This window comes from Bacillus mesophilum (assembly GCF_008923265.1).
Taxonomy (GTDB): Bacteria; Bacillota; Bacilli; order Bacillales; family Cytobacillaceae; genus Cytobacillus; species Cytobacillus mesophilum.
The window spans coordinates 336,480-352,343 of record NZ_WBOT01000004.1 but is presented as its reverse complement, the minus strand read 5'-3'; the positions used below and the strand labels follow the sequence as shown (position 1 = coordinate 352,343).

12 protein-coding genes are annotated in these 15,864 nt (G+C 40.5%); 2 read left to right on the top strand and 10 right to left on the bottom strand.

All coding sequences use genetic code 11. From position 1 onward, the window contains the following. Nucleotides 1-238: 238 nt before the first annotated feature. The 5 genes from F7732_RS14865 to F7732_RS14845 form a co-directional block, all read right to left on the bottom strand. Complete coding sequence (locus tag F7732_RS14865; protein WP_151574800.1) at nucleotides 239-1,768, bottom strand: Na+/H+ antiporter NhaC family protein; 1,530 nt, start codon at nucleotides 1,766-1,768, stop codon at nucleotides 239-241. 510 nt (nucleotides 1,769-2,278) lie between these two features. Further along, nucleotides 2,279-3,658, bottom strand: coding sequence for a 23S rRNA (uracil(1939)-C(5))-methyltransferase RlmD (rlmD, locus tag F7732_RS14860; RefSeq protein ID WP_151574799.1), 1,380 nt, complete (start codon nucleotides 3,656-3,658; stop codon nucleotides 2,279-2,281). Between the two features lie 15 nt (nucleotides 3,659-3,673). After that, complete coding sequence (locus F7732_RS14855; RefSeq protein ID WP_151574798.1) at nucleotides 3,674-4,534, bottom strand: DNA-3-methyladenine glycosylase family protein; 861 nt, start codon at nucleotides 4,532-4,534, stop codon at nucleotides 3,674-3,676. An 85-nt stretch (nucleotides 4,535-4,619) separates the two neighbouring features. Further along, on the bottom strand, nucleotides 4,620-5,411 hold the full coding sequence (gene pdaA / locus F7732_RS14850; RefSeq protein ID WP_151574797.1) for a delta-lactam-biosynthetic de-N-acetylase: 792 nt from the start codon (nucleotides 5,409-5,411) through the stop codon (nucleotides 4,620-4,622). Nucleotides 5,412-6,161: 750 nt separating this feature from the next. Continuing rightward, entirely contained in the window at nucleotides 6,162-7,709 is a 1,548-nt protein-coding gene (locus tag F7732_RS14845) for a fumarate hydratase (protein ID WP_151574796.1), read from the bottom strand. Nucleotides 7,710-7,888: 179 nt separating this feature from the next. On the opposite strand from F7732_RS14845, the gene F7732_RS14840 reads away from it, so the two are divergent. Beyond that, the gene (locus tag F7732_RS14840) at nucleotides 7,889-9,112 is read left to right on the top strand and encodes a translocation protein TolB (RefSeq protein WP_151574795.1); all 1,224 of its coding nucleotides are present in this window, start codon (nucleotides 7,889-7,891) and stop codon (nucleotides 9,110-9,112) included. Nucleotides 9,113-9,395: 283 nt separating this feature from the next. Here F7732_RS14840 and F7732_RS14835 read toward each other — a convergent pair whose 3' ends face one another. The 3 genes from F7732_RS14835 to F7732_RS14825 all read right to left on the bottom strand — a co-directional run bounded on the left by F7732_RS14835 (nucleotide 9,396) and on the right by F7732_RS14825 (nucleotide 11,982). Further along, nucleotides 9,396-9,581 (bottom strand): SE1561 family protein, encoded by a 186-nt coding sequence (locus F7732_RS14835; protein WP_080848407.1) that lies wholly within the window; start codon nucleotides 9,579-9,581, stop codon nucleotides 9,396-9,398. Nucleotides 9,582-9,665: 84 nt separating this feature from the next. After that, nucleotides 9,666-11,351, bottom strand: a complete 1,686-nt coding sequence (gene ggt / locus F7732_RS14830) for a gamma-glutamyltransferase (protein ID WP_151574794.1) — start codon at nucleotides 11,349-11,351, stop codon at nucleotides 9,666-9,668. Between the two features lie 88 nt (nucleotides 11,352-11,439). Next, nucleotides 11,440-11,982, bottom strand: coding sequence for a hypothetical protein (locus tag F7732_RS14825; protein WP_240056639.1), 543 nt, complete (start codon nucleotides 11,980-11,982; stop codon nucleotides 11,440-11,442). Between the two features lie 152 nt (nucleotides 11,983-12,134). On the opposite strand from F7732_RS14825, the gene yfkAB reads away from it, so the two are divergent. Next, the gene (gene yfkAB, locus F7732_RS14820; protein ID WP_151574793.1) at nucleotides 12,135-13,274 is read left to right on the top strand and encodes a radical SAM/CxCxxxxC motif protein YfkAB; all 1,140 of its coding nucleotides are present in this window, start codon (nucleotides 12,135-12,137) and stop codon (nucleotides 13,272-13,274) included. 29 nt (nucleotides 13,275-13,303) lie between these two features. On the opposite strand, the gene F7732_RS14815 is transcribed toward yfkAB, so the two are convergent. Together F7732_RS14815 and cax are read right to left on the bottom strand one after the other, a co-directional pair. Continuing rightward, a complete protein-coding gene (locus F7732_RS14815; RefSeq protein WP_151574792.1) occupies nucleotides 13,304-14,149 on the bottom strand; it encodes a YfkD famly protein in 846 nt (281 codons plus the stop codon). 400 nt (nucleotides 14,150-14,549) lie between these two features. Further along, the gene (cax, locus tag F7732_RS14810) at nucleotides 14,550-15,605 is read right to left on the bottom strand and encodes a calcium/proton exchanger (protein ID WP_151574791.1); all 1,056 of its coding nucleotides are present in this window, start codon (nucleotides 15,603-15,605) and stop codon (nucleotides 14,550-14,552) included. Nucleotides 15,606-15,864: the final 259 nt, after the last annotated feature.

Below are 15,864 nucleotides of genomic sequence, written 5' to 3'. Positions count from 1 at the left end.
GCCAATCATATGAAACTATTATATACATTAATAGTTTCATAAATACTTTAACACTTTAAAGCTTTTATGCTTCTAAGTAATTAATCGTGATAATCATAAGTTATTTTATTTCATTAGTCAAATGAATATGGTTAAGAACTGCTAAACTTTTACTCACACAAAAAAGGACCAATCATAAGATTGATCCTTAAATTATTCAGCTATCTGCTGAGGTAAATTTTATTATAAATCCTAATTATTATATTCCAATTCCCTCAGATTGCTCATACTTCTTTCTATGAATCTTTGATAAAACAAAAATAGATAAAATGAGTAAGGCAAACACTAATACTAAAGTTAATGCACTCCCTGTGATCCCAGCAACAATATAGCCAACAAACGCAATTGAAGCATTAAGAAGTGCATATGGCAATTGTGTTTTCACATGATCGATATGGTCTGCACCTGCTCCTGTAGAAGATAAAATCGTTGTATCAGAAATAGGCGAGCTATGGTCACCCATGATTCCACCTGAAAGAACAGCACCGATGCAAACTAACAAATGTGCATCAAGTGTCACAGCCATCGGAATGGCGATTGGCAGCATAATAGCATAGGTGCCCCATGAAGATCCTGATGCAAGAGACATTAAAACACCGACCAAGAATAAGATGGCTGGGATAATGAATGCAGGCACATTTCCATTCATTGCTTCAACAATAAAGTTAGCTGTACCCATTTCTTTCATAACCTGTCCAAGGGACCAAGCAAGAATTAACGTAACGGCAACATAAACCATCTTTTGCATCCCTGTTGTATAGATATTGAAAATGTCACTGAATTTCTTCAACTTATATACAAGCATTAAGATGATAATCGTAATAGCAGCAAATAAATAGGCTGTAGTTAAAGCAACTCTAAAATCATTTCCTGCCACAGGTTCAAATGGGAATCCATATGAAATCAGCAAAGCGAATAGAGTAACAAATAACACTAACAGCGGCAGCCAAATTAATATGGCATGCCGGTGTTCCGTTCCCTCTTCGGCATTCTCAGCCCTTCTTAATGGCTTAGAAGCTGGCCAGTACAATTCGCCCGAAGTTTGAACTCTGCGCTCAGCTTTTGCCATTGGCCCAAAATCTAACTTTGTAAGAGCAATTAACGGTACAAGTGCTACTGCCAATATCGCATAAAACTGAAAAGGTATAACCTGGACGAGAGTGGTAAATTCAGATGTCGTAATATTCAATGCTTCATATTCCTTTTGAATAAGACCCATAATGTATACGCCCCATCCAATAAAAGGAATTAACACAGCAACTGGTGAAGACGTTGAATCAATAATCCATGCTAGCTTCTCTCTAGAAATCTTTGCCTTATCAAAGATCTTTTCAAAAACTGGTCCAACAATAAGTGGAGTACCCAAATCGGAGAAGAAGATGATAATTCCTCCGAACCAAGCTGAAATCTGTGCTTTTGCCTTCGTATTGATAAATTTAATCGTATTCCCTGCAAGAGCGGCTCCACCGCCCGACTTTTCCATGAGTCCTACAAATCCGCCAATAAAAAATAATAAAACAATAATAGCTGCGTTGTATCCATCCGCGGCAAGAGTAAAAAAGTAGTTTCCAATCGTCACTGTCGTTGCCTCAAGAGGATTCCCTCCGACTAGAATGAGCACCCCAATAAAAGCACCAGAAAACAGTGACACTACAACGTTCTTTGTTATGATGGCAAGAATGATTGCTATAATTGGGGGAAGTATTGATATCCAGCCCATGTGTTCCATAAATATTCCTCCTTATTAATAAATATGCAAAATGTATGTATAAATACAAAATGGTTAATTTTATAAAATTACCTTAAAGGTAGATTATAGGGAATATAAAGATAGAATGCAATAAGCTATTTTGAATAAACATAAAATTTTAATCATTTCATATTTACTTACAGTTGTTTAATGAAATGAATTTTTATACACAATATATACAAATTGGATATCACTTATTTCACATATTAAAAGAATATACATCATATTTGTTAATCTAACTTTTAATAAAAAACAAATTTTAAAATCTTCTAGAGTAAATTCAGCGGAAGAATCGGAGGATGAGGATTGAAGCAGTAGGATTGGGGAGTATGGCTTTGTCCTTGAAATTTTAAAAAGGAGTATCTTTAACTACTTCATTTAATGTGATTGAGTGAGGATTTTTAATCTACTTGAATTGAGAAATTTTGTATGCGGGTTAGCATTCCTAAAATAGATAAAGGCAAGAGCCTATAGACTCTTGCCTGATTTTTATTTTAATTTTAACTCTGTTACTACCTCAATATGAGAAGTCTGCGGAAACATATCCACCGGCTGAATCATTTCAACGTTATACTTCTTGCTTAATACATCAATATCCTTTGCAAGCGTAGATGGATTACATGAAACATAAACCACTTTCTTTGGTTTCACGTTAAGAATGGTCTGGATTAGCGCGCGATCCAGTCCAGTTCTTGGCGGATCTACGATGATGACATCTGGTTTCCAGCCTTCTTTTACCCATTTCGGGAGCAGTTCTTCTGCTTTGCCGGTAACGTATTTTGAATGCTTGATGCCATGACGTTTCGCATTTTTCTTTGCATCTTGAATGGATTCTGGAATGATATCCATCCCGCGGATTTCTGACGCTCCGTCCGCCACCCATAATCCAATGGTTCCAACACCACAATATGCATCAGCTACTTTTTCCTTCCCTGTTAGCGCAGCAGCTTTTTTGACTTCATCATAAAGCTTTACGGTTTGCTCAGGGTTCAGCTGGAAGAAGGTTCTTGCTGATAATTCAAATTGCAGATCGCCTAATGTTTCTTGAATGAAATCACTGCCGTCGAGGTTGAACGTTTCTTCCCCAAATATTAGCGATGTTTTTTGGCCGTTAATGTTTTGAATGATGGATTTAACTTCTGGCAGACTGTTTTTAATTTTTTCTATTATTAATGCCTTTTTTGGCAGTTCTTTTTTAGCTGTGATCAGGACGATTTGCAGTTCGCCTGTTTGGATGCCAACACGGGCGACAATGGTACGGACAATTCCTTTTCTTGTTTTTTCATGGTAAATCGGGATTTGCAGATCCTGAAGCACTTGTTTGACTGTTTTGACTGCAGCATTTGTTTGCGGATGCTGTACGGCACATTGCTCGATGTTGATGAGTTTGTGGGAGTTCAGTCCGTATAGTCCTGCCAGTACTTTGCCGTTTTGTGTTCCTACTTGGAATGAGCTTTTATTCCGGTAGCTCCATGGATTGTCCATGCCAATGGTTTGTTTTATATTTAAATCTTCAACCTTCAATCTTGAATGGCGTTCTAATGATTGAATGACGATATCGCGTTTTTCCTTGAGCTGCTGGGTGTATTCCAGGTGCTGCAGCTGGCATCCTCCGCACTGGTCATAGACCGGACAAGGCGGGACAACGCGATGCTGAGATTTTTTGCGTACTTTTTTTATTTTACCTTCTGAAAATTTCGGATGTACCTTTGTTGCTTCGACCACAACTTCTTCGCCTGGAAGAGCGCCTGGAACGAAGACAACTTGTTTTTTAAAGTAGCCGACTCCTTCTCCATTGATGCCGAGGCGTTTAATTGTCAGCGGAAAGGTTTGTCCTAATTTTAACTGAGCTGTTTGGTTTTGAGTCATTGATATCACTCCAATTTATTCGATGCTTCTCCATAAATAGAGTGAAGCATAGCTTAAGTATGGCTCCCAATGCTGGGCGTATGTTTGCATTTCTTCCTGGGTTGGCTTTACTGGTAAATCATATAATTTTTTGAGGGCATTTTGTATGCCAATATCTGCCGTGGGGAAAAGGTTTGGTCTGCCGAGGCCAAACATCAGGAAATTTTGAACGGTCCACGGACCAACTCCCCGCAATTTGATTAGTGTATCATAAATTTCCTCATCAGACATGTTCTTTAACTCTTCATATTGTAAATATCCTTCGGCTGCAGCCTTTCCAATACCGATAACATACTCTGCTTTTCTTCCGCTAAACTGGAGTTCCCGGAGTTCTTCGACGGTTAGCTGTGCTACCGTTTCTGGGAGTGGATAAAAGGGGACACCATCTTTTTCAAAACCAAATTTGCGTACAAATCTTTCAGTTAATGTATAGGCGAATTTTAGGTTAACCTGCTGATGGATGATGAGTTTCATGAGCGAGCTGTATGGATCAAACTCTAAGAATAGCGGAGTGCCGCGGTGATCCGTAAAAATCTCTTTCAAGTCAGTTTTGATGAAAAAATCATGGATTGGCGCAAGCTTTGTATTCCATTGAAAAATATCAGCAATTCGCTGTTGGGCTTGTTTTTGATAAGGTTCTTCAATTCCTGAAATTTTGAATTTTGGTTCATCTGTTGTTCCAACCGCTTGGACCTCTGCAACAACTGGTGTTTTGTCGATTAAAAGAGGGACTTTTACAAATCTTTTCTCCATATCAACAACATGCAGCGGATCAAGCGCTAATCTGCTTAGAACTAAATCGAAATTATATGGTCCTTCTACTGTCAGTATATCCATATTTCCCCGTCCTTGTTCTTTTACCTGCATTATAACAAAAAGATCGAATCCAGTCAGAAGCAGAGCTGGATTCGATCTTTTTTATTCAGTATAGCATTGGGTTGCTGATTTTCCTCGACCACATTAAATCGTCTATGCTTTTAAATGTATAGCCGCGTTTCTTTAAATCTTGAATCGCTTTTTCCAGTGCTTCGGCATTGTCCTTTGAAACGGTATGAAGCAGAAGAATACAGCCTGGATGGATTTGTTTCATGATATTGTCGTATGCGTATTGTGCACCTTTTTGCTGATCCGTCTTCCAGTCAATAAAAGCTAATGACCATAAAACATGTGTGTATCCTTGTTTTTTGGCCAGGTCTAGTGTTCTTTCGCTTAAGATGCCGCGTGGCGGACGTAAGTAGTTCATCGTTTTCATTCCGGTAAGTCTTTCAGTTTCTGCTCTGACTTTTTCTAATTCGCGTATAAAGCGCTCTTGATCAACTGTTGTCATATCAGGATGATGCCAAGAATGGTTCCCAATCGTATGCCCTTCTGCCGCCATTCTTTTTACAAGGTCTGGTGCCGTGTTTAAGTAGTGTCCTGTAATAAAAAACGCTCCGGGTACTTTTTCTTTTTTCAGCACATCAAGAACTTGTGCTGTATAGCCATTTTCATACCCGTTATCAAAGGTTAAGTATATATCCTTTTTCGATGTGTCACCCTTATAAAAAGCATCGTATTTCTCTAAAAGATCATCAAGCGGTTTACCCGCTTCTGCCGGCACTTCGTTTGAAGCTTTTTTGAACCCCCAATGGATCGCTTTATTTGATGTTTGTGCGTTGGCTGTAGTTGTACACAATAGTAAAATGAAGGTGAAAATGATACTTCTTTTTAACATCTTTGTCTCCTCCAGGATTTTTTCTTAGTTTCTGTTTAAATGGAGGAAACATTAATGACAATTGTATCCTTATGTGGATGGTGGAAATTGGGTGGCTTTTGAGTAATTGTTAAGTGAAATTTATGACTTTTTGGTGGGATCTAGCTGTAATAGAGAGGTTATTCTACTTTATTGGACTATAGAGGTGTGTTTCTCTGCTTTCCGCGACACTGTTTACCTTTTTCTGGATTATAGAGGGGTGTTTCTCTGCTTTTCGCGACACCGTTTACCTTTTTTTGGATTATAGAGGGGTGTTTCTCCGTTTTTCGCGACACTATTTACCTTTTTCTGGATTATAAAGGGGTATTTCTTTGCTTTTCGTGACACCGTTTACCTTTTTCTGGATTATAAACGGATATTTCTTTGCTTTTCGCGACACCGTTTACCTTTTTCTGGATTATAAAGGGGTATTTCTTTGCTTTTCGTGACACCGTTTACCTTTTTCTGGATTATAAAGGGATATTTCTTTGCTTTTCGCGACACCGTTTACCTTTTTCTGGATTATAAAGGGATAATTCTTTGCTTTTCGCGACACTATTTACCTTTTTCTGGATTATAGAGGGGGGTTCTTTGCTTTTCGGGACACTATTTACCTTTTTCTGGATTATAGAGGTGGGTTTCTTGCTATTCAAGACTTCATCGTTTAATTTATTCTCCCCCACTTCCACATAAAAATCCCCCGCAAACCAAGCCTGCAGGGGGATTACGACTTTATTTAAAAACAGGTTCTTTAAACTGTGCCAGTTTTTCAAGGGATGACTTGTCTACATCTTTATGAAGGCTGTTGCCGTGAGAGTCCATTGTGACTACAGCTGTGAAGCCTTCTACTTTTAGGTGCCACATTGCTTCTGGAATTCCAAAGTTCATAAGGTCAACGCCTTCGACCGACTTGATACAGTCCGCATAGTATTGCGCCGCACCGCCGATTGCGTTTAAATAAACTCCGCCATGTTCTTCAAGAGCAGCAAGGGTTTTTGGTCCCATTCCGCCTTTTCCGATGACAGCACGGATGCCAAATTTTTTCATGATGTCGCCTTGGTAAGGTTCTTCACGGATACTTGTTGTTGGTCCGGCAGCCTTAACATGCCATTTACCGTCTTCATCTTTCATCATAACAGGTCCGCAGTGGTAGATGATTTGTCCGTTGAGATCAATCGGTGCGTCATGCTCCATTAAATGATGGTGAATCGCATCGCGGCCGGTATACATCATGCCGTTAATTTTAACAACATCTCCCACTTTTAGACTGCGGATTTTCTCTTCAGTAATCGGTGCCTGCAGTTCAATCACCGCATTGTCCTCTGAAGTCGCAGCTACTTCCTGCTCTGCATCCGTTTTGCCAAAATCAATCTGTTCTCCATCCTGATACATCCAATCTTGGATTTCTCCAGTTTCTGCATCAATTGTGATTCCGAGACGGCGGAATGCCCAGCAGTTATAAGCAACAGATACGAAGAAACTGGCAGGGATACGGTTCATGACGCCAACTTTACAGCCTAGCAGCGTAATCTCACCGCCAAAACCCATTGTGCCAATGCCAAGCTTGTTGGCATTTTCAAGGACATACTCCTCAAGCTTGCGCAGGTCTTCGTTTTCGTTTACATCTTCAACAGAACGGAAAAGCTGTTCTTTTGCTAGATCATATCCAGAAGAACGGTCTCCGCCGATGCCAACACCAATAAAGCCGGCGCTGCACCCTTGTCCTTGTGCTTGGTACACAGAGTGCATGATGCATTTGCGAATGCCATCTAAATCACGGCCAGCACGGCCCAGGCCGTCCAGCTCACATGGAAGGCTGTATTGGATATTTTTATTTTCACAGCCGCCTCCTTTTAAAATAAGGCGCGCATCAATATAGTCTTTTTCCCATTGTTCAAATTTAATGACAGGTGTCCCTCCGCCAAGGTTGTCCCCGCTATTTTCGCCTGTTAAGGAATCAACGGAGTTTGGACGCAGCTTGCCGTTTTTCGTCGCAAGTGCAACAGCGTTCGTAATTGCTTCTTTAATCACAAGCTGATTGACGCCAACTGGTGTTTTGATTTTAAAGGTTGGAAGTCCGGTATCCTGGCAGATTGGCGAGATATTATCGTCAGCCATTTTGATATTGTTTGTGATCGTGTCCAGGCTCATTGCAGATCTTGTTCCAGCGCTTTCTCTTTCTTTTCCAGCTCGAATCGCACGGCGAACATCGTTTGGCAGCTTTGTTGACGTTTCTACCACTAAGTCATACATGCTTTGCTGTAATTTTTCAAGATTCATTATTGCCTTCCCCTCTCTCTTCTCCCCTGTTTTGCCCATTACAATTCTAAATATTTTCTCTTTTATTATACCCTGTTCTCCTATGTGTGCAAGGGATTGAATACGCTTACGAATATCTGCCATTTTTACTACATTGCATGGATAGTTTAGGACATCTTATTGGGTAAGGAGGGTTGTTTATGAAAATTAGGGTGTTATTATTCTTAATGATTTTCTTATGCTTTCAGGTGGGAATTGCTAGTGCGGAGAGCCCGCTTACAGCTGCATTTATTCGGGATCATCAGTTATGGATTAAACAAGGCGAAAAAGAAGTGCAGCTGACCAAGGGTGCTTATGTTCGTTCCCCGAAATGGTCTTATGATGGCCGCTTTATTGCTTATACAGATGGAGATGAGAGCGGCGAGAAGTCAGAGCTTTTTATTTATGATATTGAGAAAAAAGAGAGTTTTCAGCATTATCCTCATGTTAATACTTTTAGCTTTAAATGGTCACCTGTACGAAATCAGCTGGCTTATACTGACGGTACTGTTCTTAACGTGACTAATGAAAAAAATGGCCGCCCTCAAGGATTTGAAAATGTTTCATTAGGAGTCAGCTCTTTCGAATGGTTTCCTAATGGGAAAGAGTTCATTGTTTCCGCTGAGCCCAGTATAAGTCCCGCCGGCTGGGGACCTATCCACCTTTTTAAAGTTGCTAGTGATGCTAACCTTTCCCAAGATAAGATCCACCCGTTTTATACGATTCAAACGAATGATTCTGATTTGTTCGCCATTTACGCAAATGATTTTAAGTGGAGCTATGATGGAAAATGGCTTAGCATGATTGCTATCCCTACTGCATCATGGTCAAATGATAGCAATTCATTATGTGTGATCGACAATCAAGGAGGGCAGTTCCAGAAGATCGGTAACATGCTAGGATTTAAAGACTGGGTAAAATGGGCCCCATCTTCCAACCAATTAGCCTATATTTCTGGCGAAGGCCGATTTTTTGTGAAAGATAAAAAAACAGCCATAGCCGACATGCCTGCTATTAAGAATGAAAAAGTTTATACACCAGAAGGGTTTGTTGATTTGGATTTAGAATGGTTCTCTCAAAATGAGGTAATTGTGGCACGAGCGAAAGAAAATCTGGAGTGGAACGAAGGACCGGTGCCGACTATGTACACTGCTTTATATGTGATTGATATTCATTCAAGCATCCAAAAGCAAATTTCATTTCCTAAGAAGAGGGAAATCGACCTGGCTCCGCAAGTGGTTGGAAATAAGCTTACTTGGAAGCGGAGTAGCGCTGTGTACAGTCCTGGTGATGTGTGGGTGAGGGATGGAGTAAACGGAGAAGAGTATGTGTGGCTGAAAAACATTGAAGAGGCGCCAGTATTTTATCAGAAACGAGGGAATTAAAAAGATTTTTCATAAAAATATGGTGCAAGGAGGCATCCTGTCCTCGTAAAGGGCAATCTTTCACCGCAAAAGCTCTTATTGACTAGAGTTTGCATCTTAAAAACAGGCTATCCGCCGTCCCAGACAAAATATCTGCCTTTAAAATGATATATCCGCCGTAAAAAAATTTTTTCCGCCGTTATTTGAATTTATACGCCAAACGCCAAAACTAAACAAACTTCCAGCAACAAAAAAGCAACCAAAAAGGGCCGCCCGCGCACTAAACACGGACAGCCCTTATCCCTTACATATCGCGATGCTTAAATTCACGGCATTTGGATTCTAAATCGTCAATCATATCAATTAAGCGGTCAATATCTTCTAGTTCTGTATTTTCAGGCTCGATGGCATCCAATACGTCTAAGAACATATTAAGGCGCTGTTTTAGAAATACTACTTGTGAATTTTTGTCTTGAATCTGGCTACCCATGGGCTCTCTCCTTTCATCTCAGAACAATCCTACAGGAAAAGAAGCTGTGACGCAAATGGATATCCCCTTTATTATGCCCGCCAATTAATCGTTTAAGCCGGCAGCTTTTCCTTCCCGGCTGAAATCTGCGGCTCCATGTAAAAGACCATTTTCGCCATCAATCACAATAGCCTGGACATTGCCGATTGAGCTTGGCTCGTCTCCAAAATCAAAGCCCATTGCCTGAAGCTCGCCTTTGGCATTCTGATCCATCTCTCCTTCCCATTCGACTAATGGGCCGGTGGTGACAAATATGCGCGCCTCGTCAATGGCATCTTTAATACTCACACCAAAATCAAGATAATGAACAATCGTTTGAAACACTGAAGCAATTATCGTTGGACCACCCGGTGAACCTAAGGTCAGGACAGGTTTCCCATCCTTGAATAGAATGGTCGGGCATTTACAGCTGACAGGACGCTTCCATGGTCCAGGTTCGTTTGTACCGCCTGGATTAGCATCAAAGTCAGTCAGCTCGTTATTCAGTATAAAACCATAATCACTGACCATGATTCCTGATCCAAATGGATGCTCGACTGTTGAAGTACAGCTTGCGATATTGCCCCATTGGTCCACAACGGTAAAATGAGTGGTTTCACTTTTTTCCATATCATCCGGCTGTTTCACAGGGGGCTTCTGATCATCTTCAAGCTTCCATGGATTTCCGAAATCGATGGCATCGTTCCTTCTTTTAAAATTGATATATTGTAGTCGTTCTTTTATATATTGTTCATCCAGCAGTCCTTTTGTCGGAAGTTCAGCAAATTCCGGATCGCCTGAAAAAGCCACTTTATCGGCAAAAGCCAGACGCATGGCTTCTAAAAATAAATAATATTTTTCTTTTGATTTGATGTCATATTTGGATAAATCAAACGTATCGAGAATCTTTAAGATCTGCAGCATGGTAACGCCACCTGCTGTTGGCGGTGCTGCACTGGCAATTTTGTGGCCTCTGTATTCGCCCCAGACAGGCTCATCTACTGTGGCGGAATATTCCTTTAAATCCTCAAGTTCGATTAATCCTCCTTCCTCTTTCAGCTCAGCTACAATCGCTTCGGCGATCTCCCCTTCATAAAAGGCTTTTATCCCTTTTTCCTGAAGCAGGCGAAAAGTGTTTGCCAGCTTCTCTTTCACAAGAAGATCACCTTCTCCGAGTGCAGCTCCTTCTGGGAAGAAGAACGATTTTGCATGTTCACCTAAACGGTGGCCATGCTGTTCAAGCGCATTGCTTAACACCCAATTGACTTCCACCCCTTCTTCAGCCACATCAATAGATGGCTGAATTAAATCAGCAAGAGGCATTGAACCATACTTTTTCAAGGCAGCATCAAGTGCACTGAGGATGCCGGGAATGCCCACTGCTGACGCATGTGTTGACCTTTCTTTAAATGGAATAACCTCTTTATTTTCATCTACAAACATGTTCGCATAAGCAGCTTTCGGGGCTCTTGAATGACCGTTAAAAATTTGCACTGTATCCTCTTTCTTTTGATAGACCATAAAGAAGCCGCTGCCGCCGATTCCTGTCATCATCGGTTCAACGACATTCAATGCAAACTGGATCGCTACAGCAGCGTCTACCGCATTTCCGCCTTTCGCCAATATGTCTCTGCCAATATCGCTTGCGATTGGATGCGCTGTCACAACCATCCCTTTTGTGCCGGTATCTGTCTCCCTTTCATGGGAGGTTTTCTGCATTTCTCTCGTTAATGACTTTGCTCTTCTGCTCATCTTTTGGGGTCTCCCTTCACACTTCTTTGATGATAAAAACCTCTGCCGGAGCAGAGGTTTGCATGAAGCGAACTACATAATCATACGTTTATTTTGAATACTTATTTTCTTGTGGATCTGTTGCAAGATCCTCATTATTTACTGGAAAAGCTGTACCTGCCTGGCTGCCATAGAATTCAGATTTTTCTTGTGTGCCTCCAGTGGAAACAGGCTGATCCATTACCTCGGAGCCGGCTTGTTTTACTTTTGAACCGATATCCTTAAGATCATGTTTAGCATCCTTTGCAACTTCTAATGCATCATTGGAAACCTCTTTAACCACATCCATGTTGCTGAAGATATCTTCATTCACACGCTGATATAGCTTTTGAGCATCACTGATCGCTTCTTTTAATGTGTTAGAAGCACTTTTAAACTGGCTGATCATTTGATCTTTTACCTCACCAGGGTTTTCCTTCACTTCTGTAATCATTTTGCTGGATGTTTCTTTAATGCCCAATGCTGTATCTTTCACCTTATTTCTAGTTGTCGAATCAAGCAATGCCAATGCTCCGCCAATCATGCCACCGATTAGAATGCCTTTTAATAATTTGCTGTTCTGTTCTTGGTCTGAATAAGTTTGATTACCCATTGTTGATCCTCCTCAAAAATATATGATGCTTGTCTTTTCCCATATAAAAGGAGAATTAAACGCCTAGTTGACAGAACGCTGTGTTCGATTAATAATGACTAGAGATTTCTCCCCCATTTTGGGAGTATTATTTTTTTAAAGGAGTTAACGTAATGACTTTGCCATTAGCCCCGATTACACCGAATTTTGATCCTTGGGAAGCTTATATGGATATAGAAGAATTTGGCGGAATGACGCTTTCAAACGTAGAGTTTACAACTACAGTGCTTTGTAATATGAGATGTGAGCATTGCGCGGTCGGCTATACATTGCAGCCGAAGGATCCTAGCGCACTGCCGATTGAATTGTTCTTGAATCGCCTGGAGGAAATACCTCATCTGCGCTCACTTTCCATTACCGGCGGCGAGCCGATGCTTTCAAAAAAATCAGTGGAAAATTATGTCGTCCCATTGCTTCGTTATGCAAGAGAACGCGGAGTGCGCACACAAATCAACTCGAACTTAACAATTGAGCTTAGTAAATATGATGCGATTTTACCTTACTTGGATGTGCTTCATATTTCGCACAACTGGGGAACTGAAGAGGATTTTATTGAAGGCGGCTTTGCCATGATGGAACGAAAGCCTACCATCAGCCAGCGCCAGGCATTATTTAAACGCATGATCGATAATAGCGCTGAGCTTGTCAAAGCAGGTGTGATGGTATCGGCAGAGACGATGCTAAACAAAAGAACACTGCCTCACTTAGAGAATATTCATAAGCAGATTACGGAAGAGATGAAATGTCAGCGGCATGAGGTGCATCCTATGTACCCTTCCGATTTCGCTTCATCATTAGAAGTTCTTTCTTTGAATGAAATACGCTCTGCTATTCATCATTTGTTAGACATACGAAATCCATCTGTATGGATGCTTTTTGGTACACTTCCGTTTTATGCCTGCCAGACAAACGCTGAAGATCTTGCTCTATTGCAGCGCTTAAACGACACTGACAAGGTAACCGTCCGCAATGATCCGGATGGCCGCTCCCGTTTAAACGTCAATATTTTCACTGGCGAAGTCATTGTAACTGACTTTGGCGATACACCTCCGCTTGGAAATGTGCAGACAGATTCCCTGCCGGATGTGTTCAAAAAGTGGAGTCAAACAAGTCTTGCAAAATCATTAAGCTGCCATTGCCCGCAAGTAAAATGTCTTGGTCCAAACGTACTTGTAAAGGATAAATACTACCCAGGTGTTGATTTTCAAAACCGGAAAGCAAACCTTTCCTTCTCTTCAGCAGCAAAAGTATAATAAAAAAACGCCCTAGGGCGTTTTTTTGTTTAGCGAGGTCTTTCAGATACCATAAACCCAAAGGACATATGGTCCTGTACAGGTATCCATGCTCCAATTCCTTGCGAAGTTACATTTTTCACGACAATGACCTTTTTGCTTCCTTTCAGCATAAGAAAAACTTCGCCATATGTCACTTTTCCTTTTTCATTGATGGCAGGAGCATAGCCATATAAATAGCCAAGGCGTTTAGGAGGGATATTATACACATTATCCTTTTTCGTTCCGCCTCCAATGATCGTTTCAAACGCAAGAGACAATCCTGTTTTCTCGGTTGCCTTTAACAGCATCATTTTTTTAACATCTTCTGAATTGGGAATTTTAGCGGTTAATCCGCCTTTTACTACTTTCTGAGCTTCTTGAACATAGTGAATTTGATAGGGAGCTTTTCCTCCGCGATTATCAAAATAGTTCGTATTAATTTTTTGATATTCCCAGTTTGGCGCTGTTTCTGTTGATTCATAATTCAGCGGCCATTGCCCTAAATACACAATAGCTTTATAGCCAAAAGCAAAAGGCGTGCTATTGACTGTTGTTTCATTTAACATCCGGATTAAGTCCGGATTCTCAATTTTCACCTTTGTAGAATCAATCAGCTGCTGTGTAAGCTCGCTAGGCTGAAGAGTCGGCATATCCTGATCTGGATTCGGATACGTATTTTCCTTTGTAATATTGAGAACCGAGCTTGGAATATTGATGGCTTTTGCTGTTTCTTCCTTTTCGGTTTTTTCTTCTGCTTTTTCAGCTTTTTCTTCTGTTTTTTCAGCCATAACAGATGTCTGTAAGGACAATATGATTAATAGAGCAGATACAATGGGTAGCATTCTTTTTTTCATGCTGAAGAACTCCTTTCATATTTAGCCATTATGATTTACTGTTAGTTTTTTCGTCCCGAGGCCATTCTATCCATCCATAAGAAATAAAAATGTAACACCATTGTAAAAATCAGAATATTTACAAATATCAAAATATATGTCATAATTACCTTAATACAACAAAGGAGGGCAGCTAAATCCCATTCGCTTATAAAGGAGGCTAGAGCATAATTGACTGGCAAGCAGGAAGAGAAATCATCCTAAACAGGAAGATGGTGATTCATGCCGATTAGCGAAGAGATAAAGCTTACCTAAACAATCATGATTTAAAAATACTTATAAGACTACCCTATAGTGAAGAAAGCTACTGCTTTCCGTAAACATGAAAACGGCTCTTTCCCCTGAGAGCCGTTTTTATCTTTTATAATAAATAGAAACCTATCCCCATAATTAAATAGGCGGCTAATAACGTCGCACCTTCAAACCAGTTGGATTCGCCATCATTTGAGATCACAATCATCAAAAGAACCGCTGTCACCATTGAAATTAATTCTGGCAATGTGAAAACAAGCGACATTGGCTCCGCAAAAACTAATGAAATTAACACAAGAACTGGTGCAACAAACATAGCCACCTGCAAGGTTGACCCCACCGCAATTTCGACTGCAATGTCCATTTTATTTTTATAAGCCATAATGATGGCCGATGCATGCTCGGCAGCATTTCCGACGATTGCAACAATGACCACCCCAATAAAGAGCTCAGTCCAGCCAAACGCTTCACCAACGGTTTCAAATGTGTGAACAAGATTCTCTGACACATAAGCAACAGCAACCGTGCTGATGGCTAATACAGTAATAGCCTTTCCTTTTCCCCATTCCGGTTCTTCATGAGCATGCTGCTCATTTTCAGTGGTTGTTTGATAAACACCCCGATGTGTAACAAGTTTAAAAAATAGAGCTGCCAGATAAAGAACAATTAATATAATCGAAATTCCTATGCTAAAACTAATTTTTTTCGTTCCATCCATTGTCATGGAGAAAACTTCCGGAATCACAAATGCCACAATGACACCAAACATTAACAGACCCGAATTATGTCTTGCATCAAAAACATTATAAGTCTGCCGTTTAAATTTTAATCCTCCCACAAAAAAGGATAACCCAGCCACGAGCAGCAGATTGCCAATGACAGAGCCTGTTAAAGAGGCAAGAACAACACCCACAAGTCCTTCTTTTAGAGCAAATACAGAGATAATCAGTTCAACAGCATTGCCAAATGTTGCGTTGAGCAACCCGCCGATTCTTGGGCCTGCTACAATCGCCAAACTCTCCGTTGCTCTTCCCATAAAGCCCGCCAGCGCTATAATCGTTAAGCAATAGATCCCAAACAGGATAATATTAGACCAATGCAATAATGTTCCTATTACTGAAAGCGGAACACCTGCAAAAACAAGCACTAAAAATATTTTATTCATCCAGGACAACTCCCTTTATGCAGCATGGTGTAGAGAGGAATCTATCTTCCTTTTCTTAAGGTTATTCTGTGCAAAAAATGGATGTATAACCAATTTATTTATTTTTCAAGCAATCCTCCAATTTTATTCACGAAAAAACCTTGGTGAAGGGTCTATTTTGTGTTTGTTTCGATCATTTCCCATTTTTAATGTTTAATTCGCGACTGTTTCCGATCAATCTTTCCTTCTCCTCTTTTCACAGTCCGCTCTTTAAGCTCGT

What these genes read in the sequence shown, in the direction of transcription:
- cax (WP_151574791.1), bottom strand. Translation starts at nt 15,605, where the DNA reads ATGAATAAAATATTTTTAGTGCTTGTTTTTGCAGGTGTTCCGCTTTCA.
- F7732_RS14835 (WP_080848407.1), bottom strand. Translation starts at nt 9,581, where the DNA reads ATGGGTAGCCAGATTCAAGACAAAAATTCACAAGTAGTATTTCTAAAA.
- F7732_RS14840 (WP_151574795.1), top strand. Translation starts at nt 7,889, where the DNA reads ATGAAAATTAGGGTGTTATTATTCTTAATGATTTTCTTATGCTTTCAG.
- rlmD (WP_151574799.1), bottom strand. Translation starts at nt 3,658, where the DNA reads ATGACTCAAAACCAAACAGCTCAGTTAAAATTAGGACAAACCTTTCCG.
- F7732_RS14845 (WP_151574796.1), bottom strand. Translation starts at nt 7,709, where the DNA reads ATGAATCTTGAAAAATTACAGCAAAGCATGTATGACTTAGTGGTAGAA.
- F7732_RS14855 (WP_151574798.1), bottom strand. Translation starts at nt 4,534, where the DNA reads ATGGATATACTGACAGTAGAAGGACCATATAATTTCGATTTAGTTCTA.
- yfkAB (WP_151574793.1), top strand. Translation starts at nt 12,135, where the DNA reads ATGACTTTGCCATTAGCCCCGATTACACCGAATTTTGATCCTTGGGAA.
- F7732_RS14815 (WP_151574792.1), bottom strand. Translation starts at nt 14,149, where the DNA reads ATGAAAAAAAGAATGCTACCCATTGTATCTGCTCTATTAATCATATTG.
- F7732_RS14865 (WP_151574800.1), bottom strand. Translation starts at nt 1,768, where the DNA reads ATGGAACACATGGGCTGGATATCAATACTTCCCCCAATTATAGCAATC.
- F7732_RS14825 (WP_240056639.1), bottom strand. Translation starts at nt 11,982, where the DNA reads ATGGGTAATCAAACTTATTCAGACCAAGAACAGAACAGCAAATTATTA.
- ggt (WP_151574794.1), bottom strand. Translation starts at nt 11,351, where the DNA reads ATGAGCAGAAGAGCAAAGTCATTAACGAGAGAAATGCAGAAAACCTCC.
- pdaA (WP_151574797.1), bottom strand. Translation starts at nt 5,411, where the DNA reads ATGTTAAAAAGAAGTATCATTTTCACCTTCATTTTACTATTGTGTACA.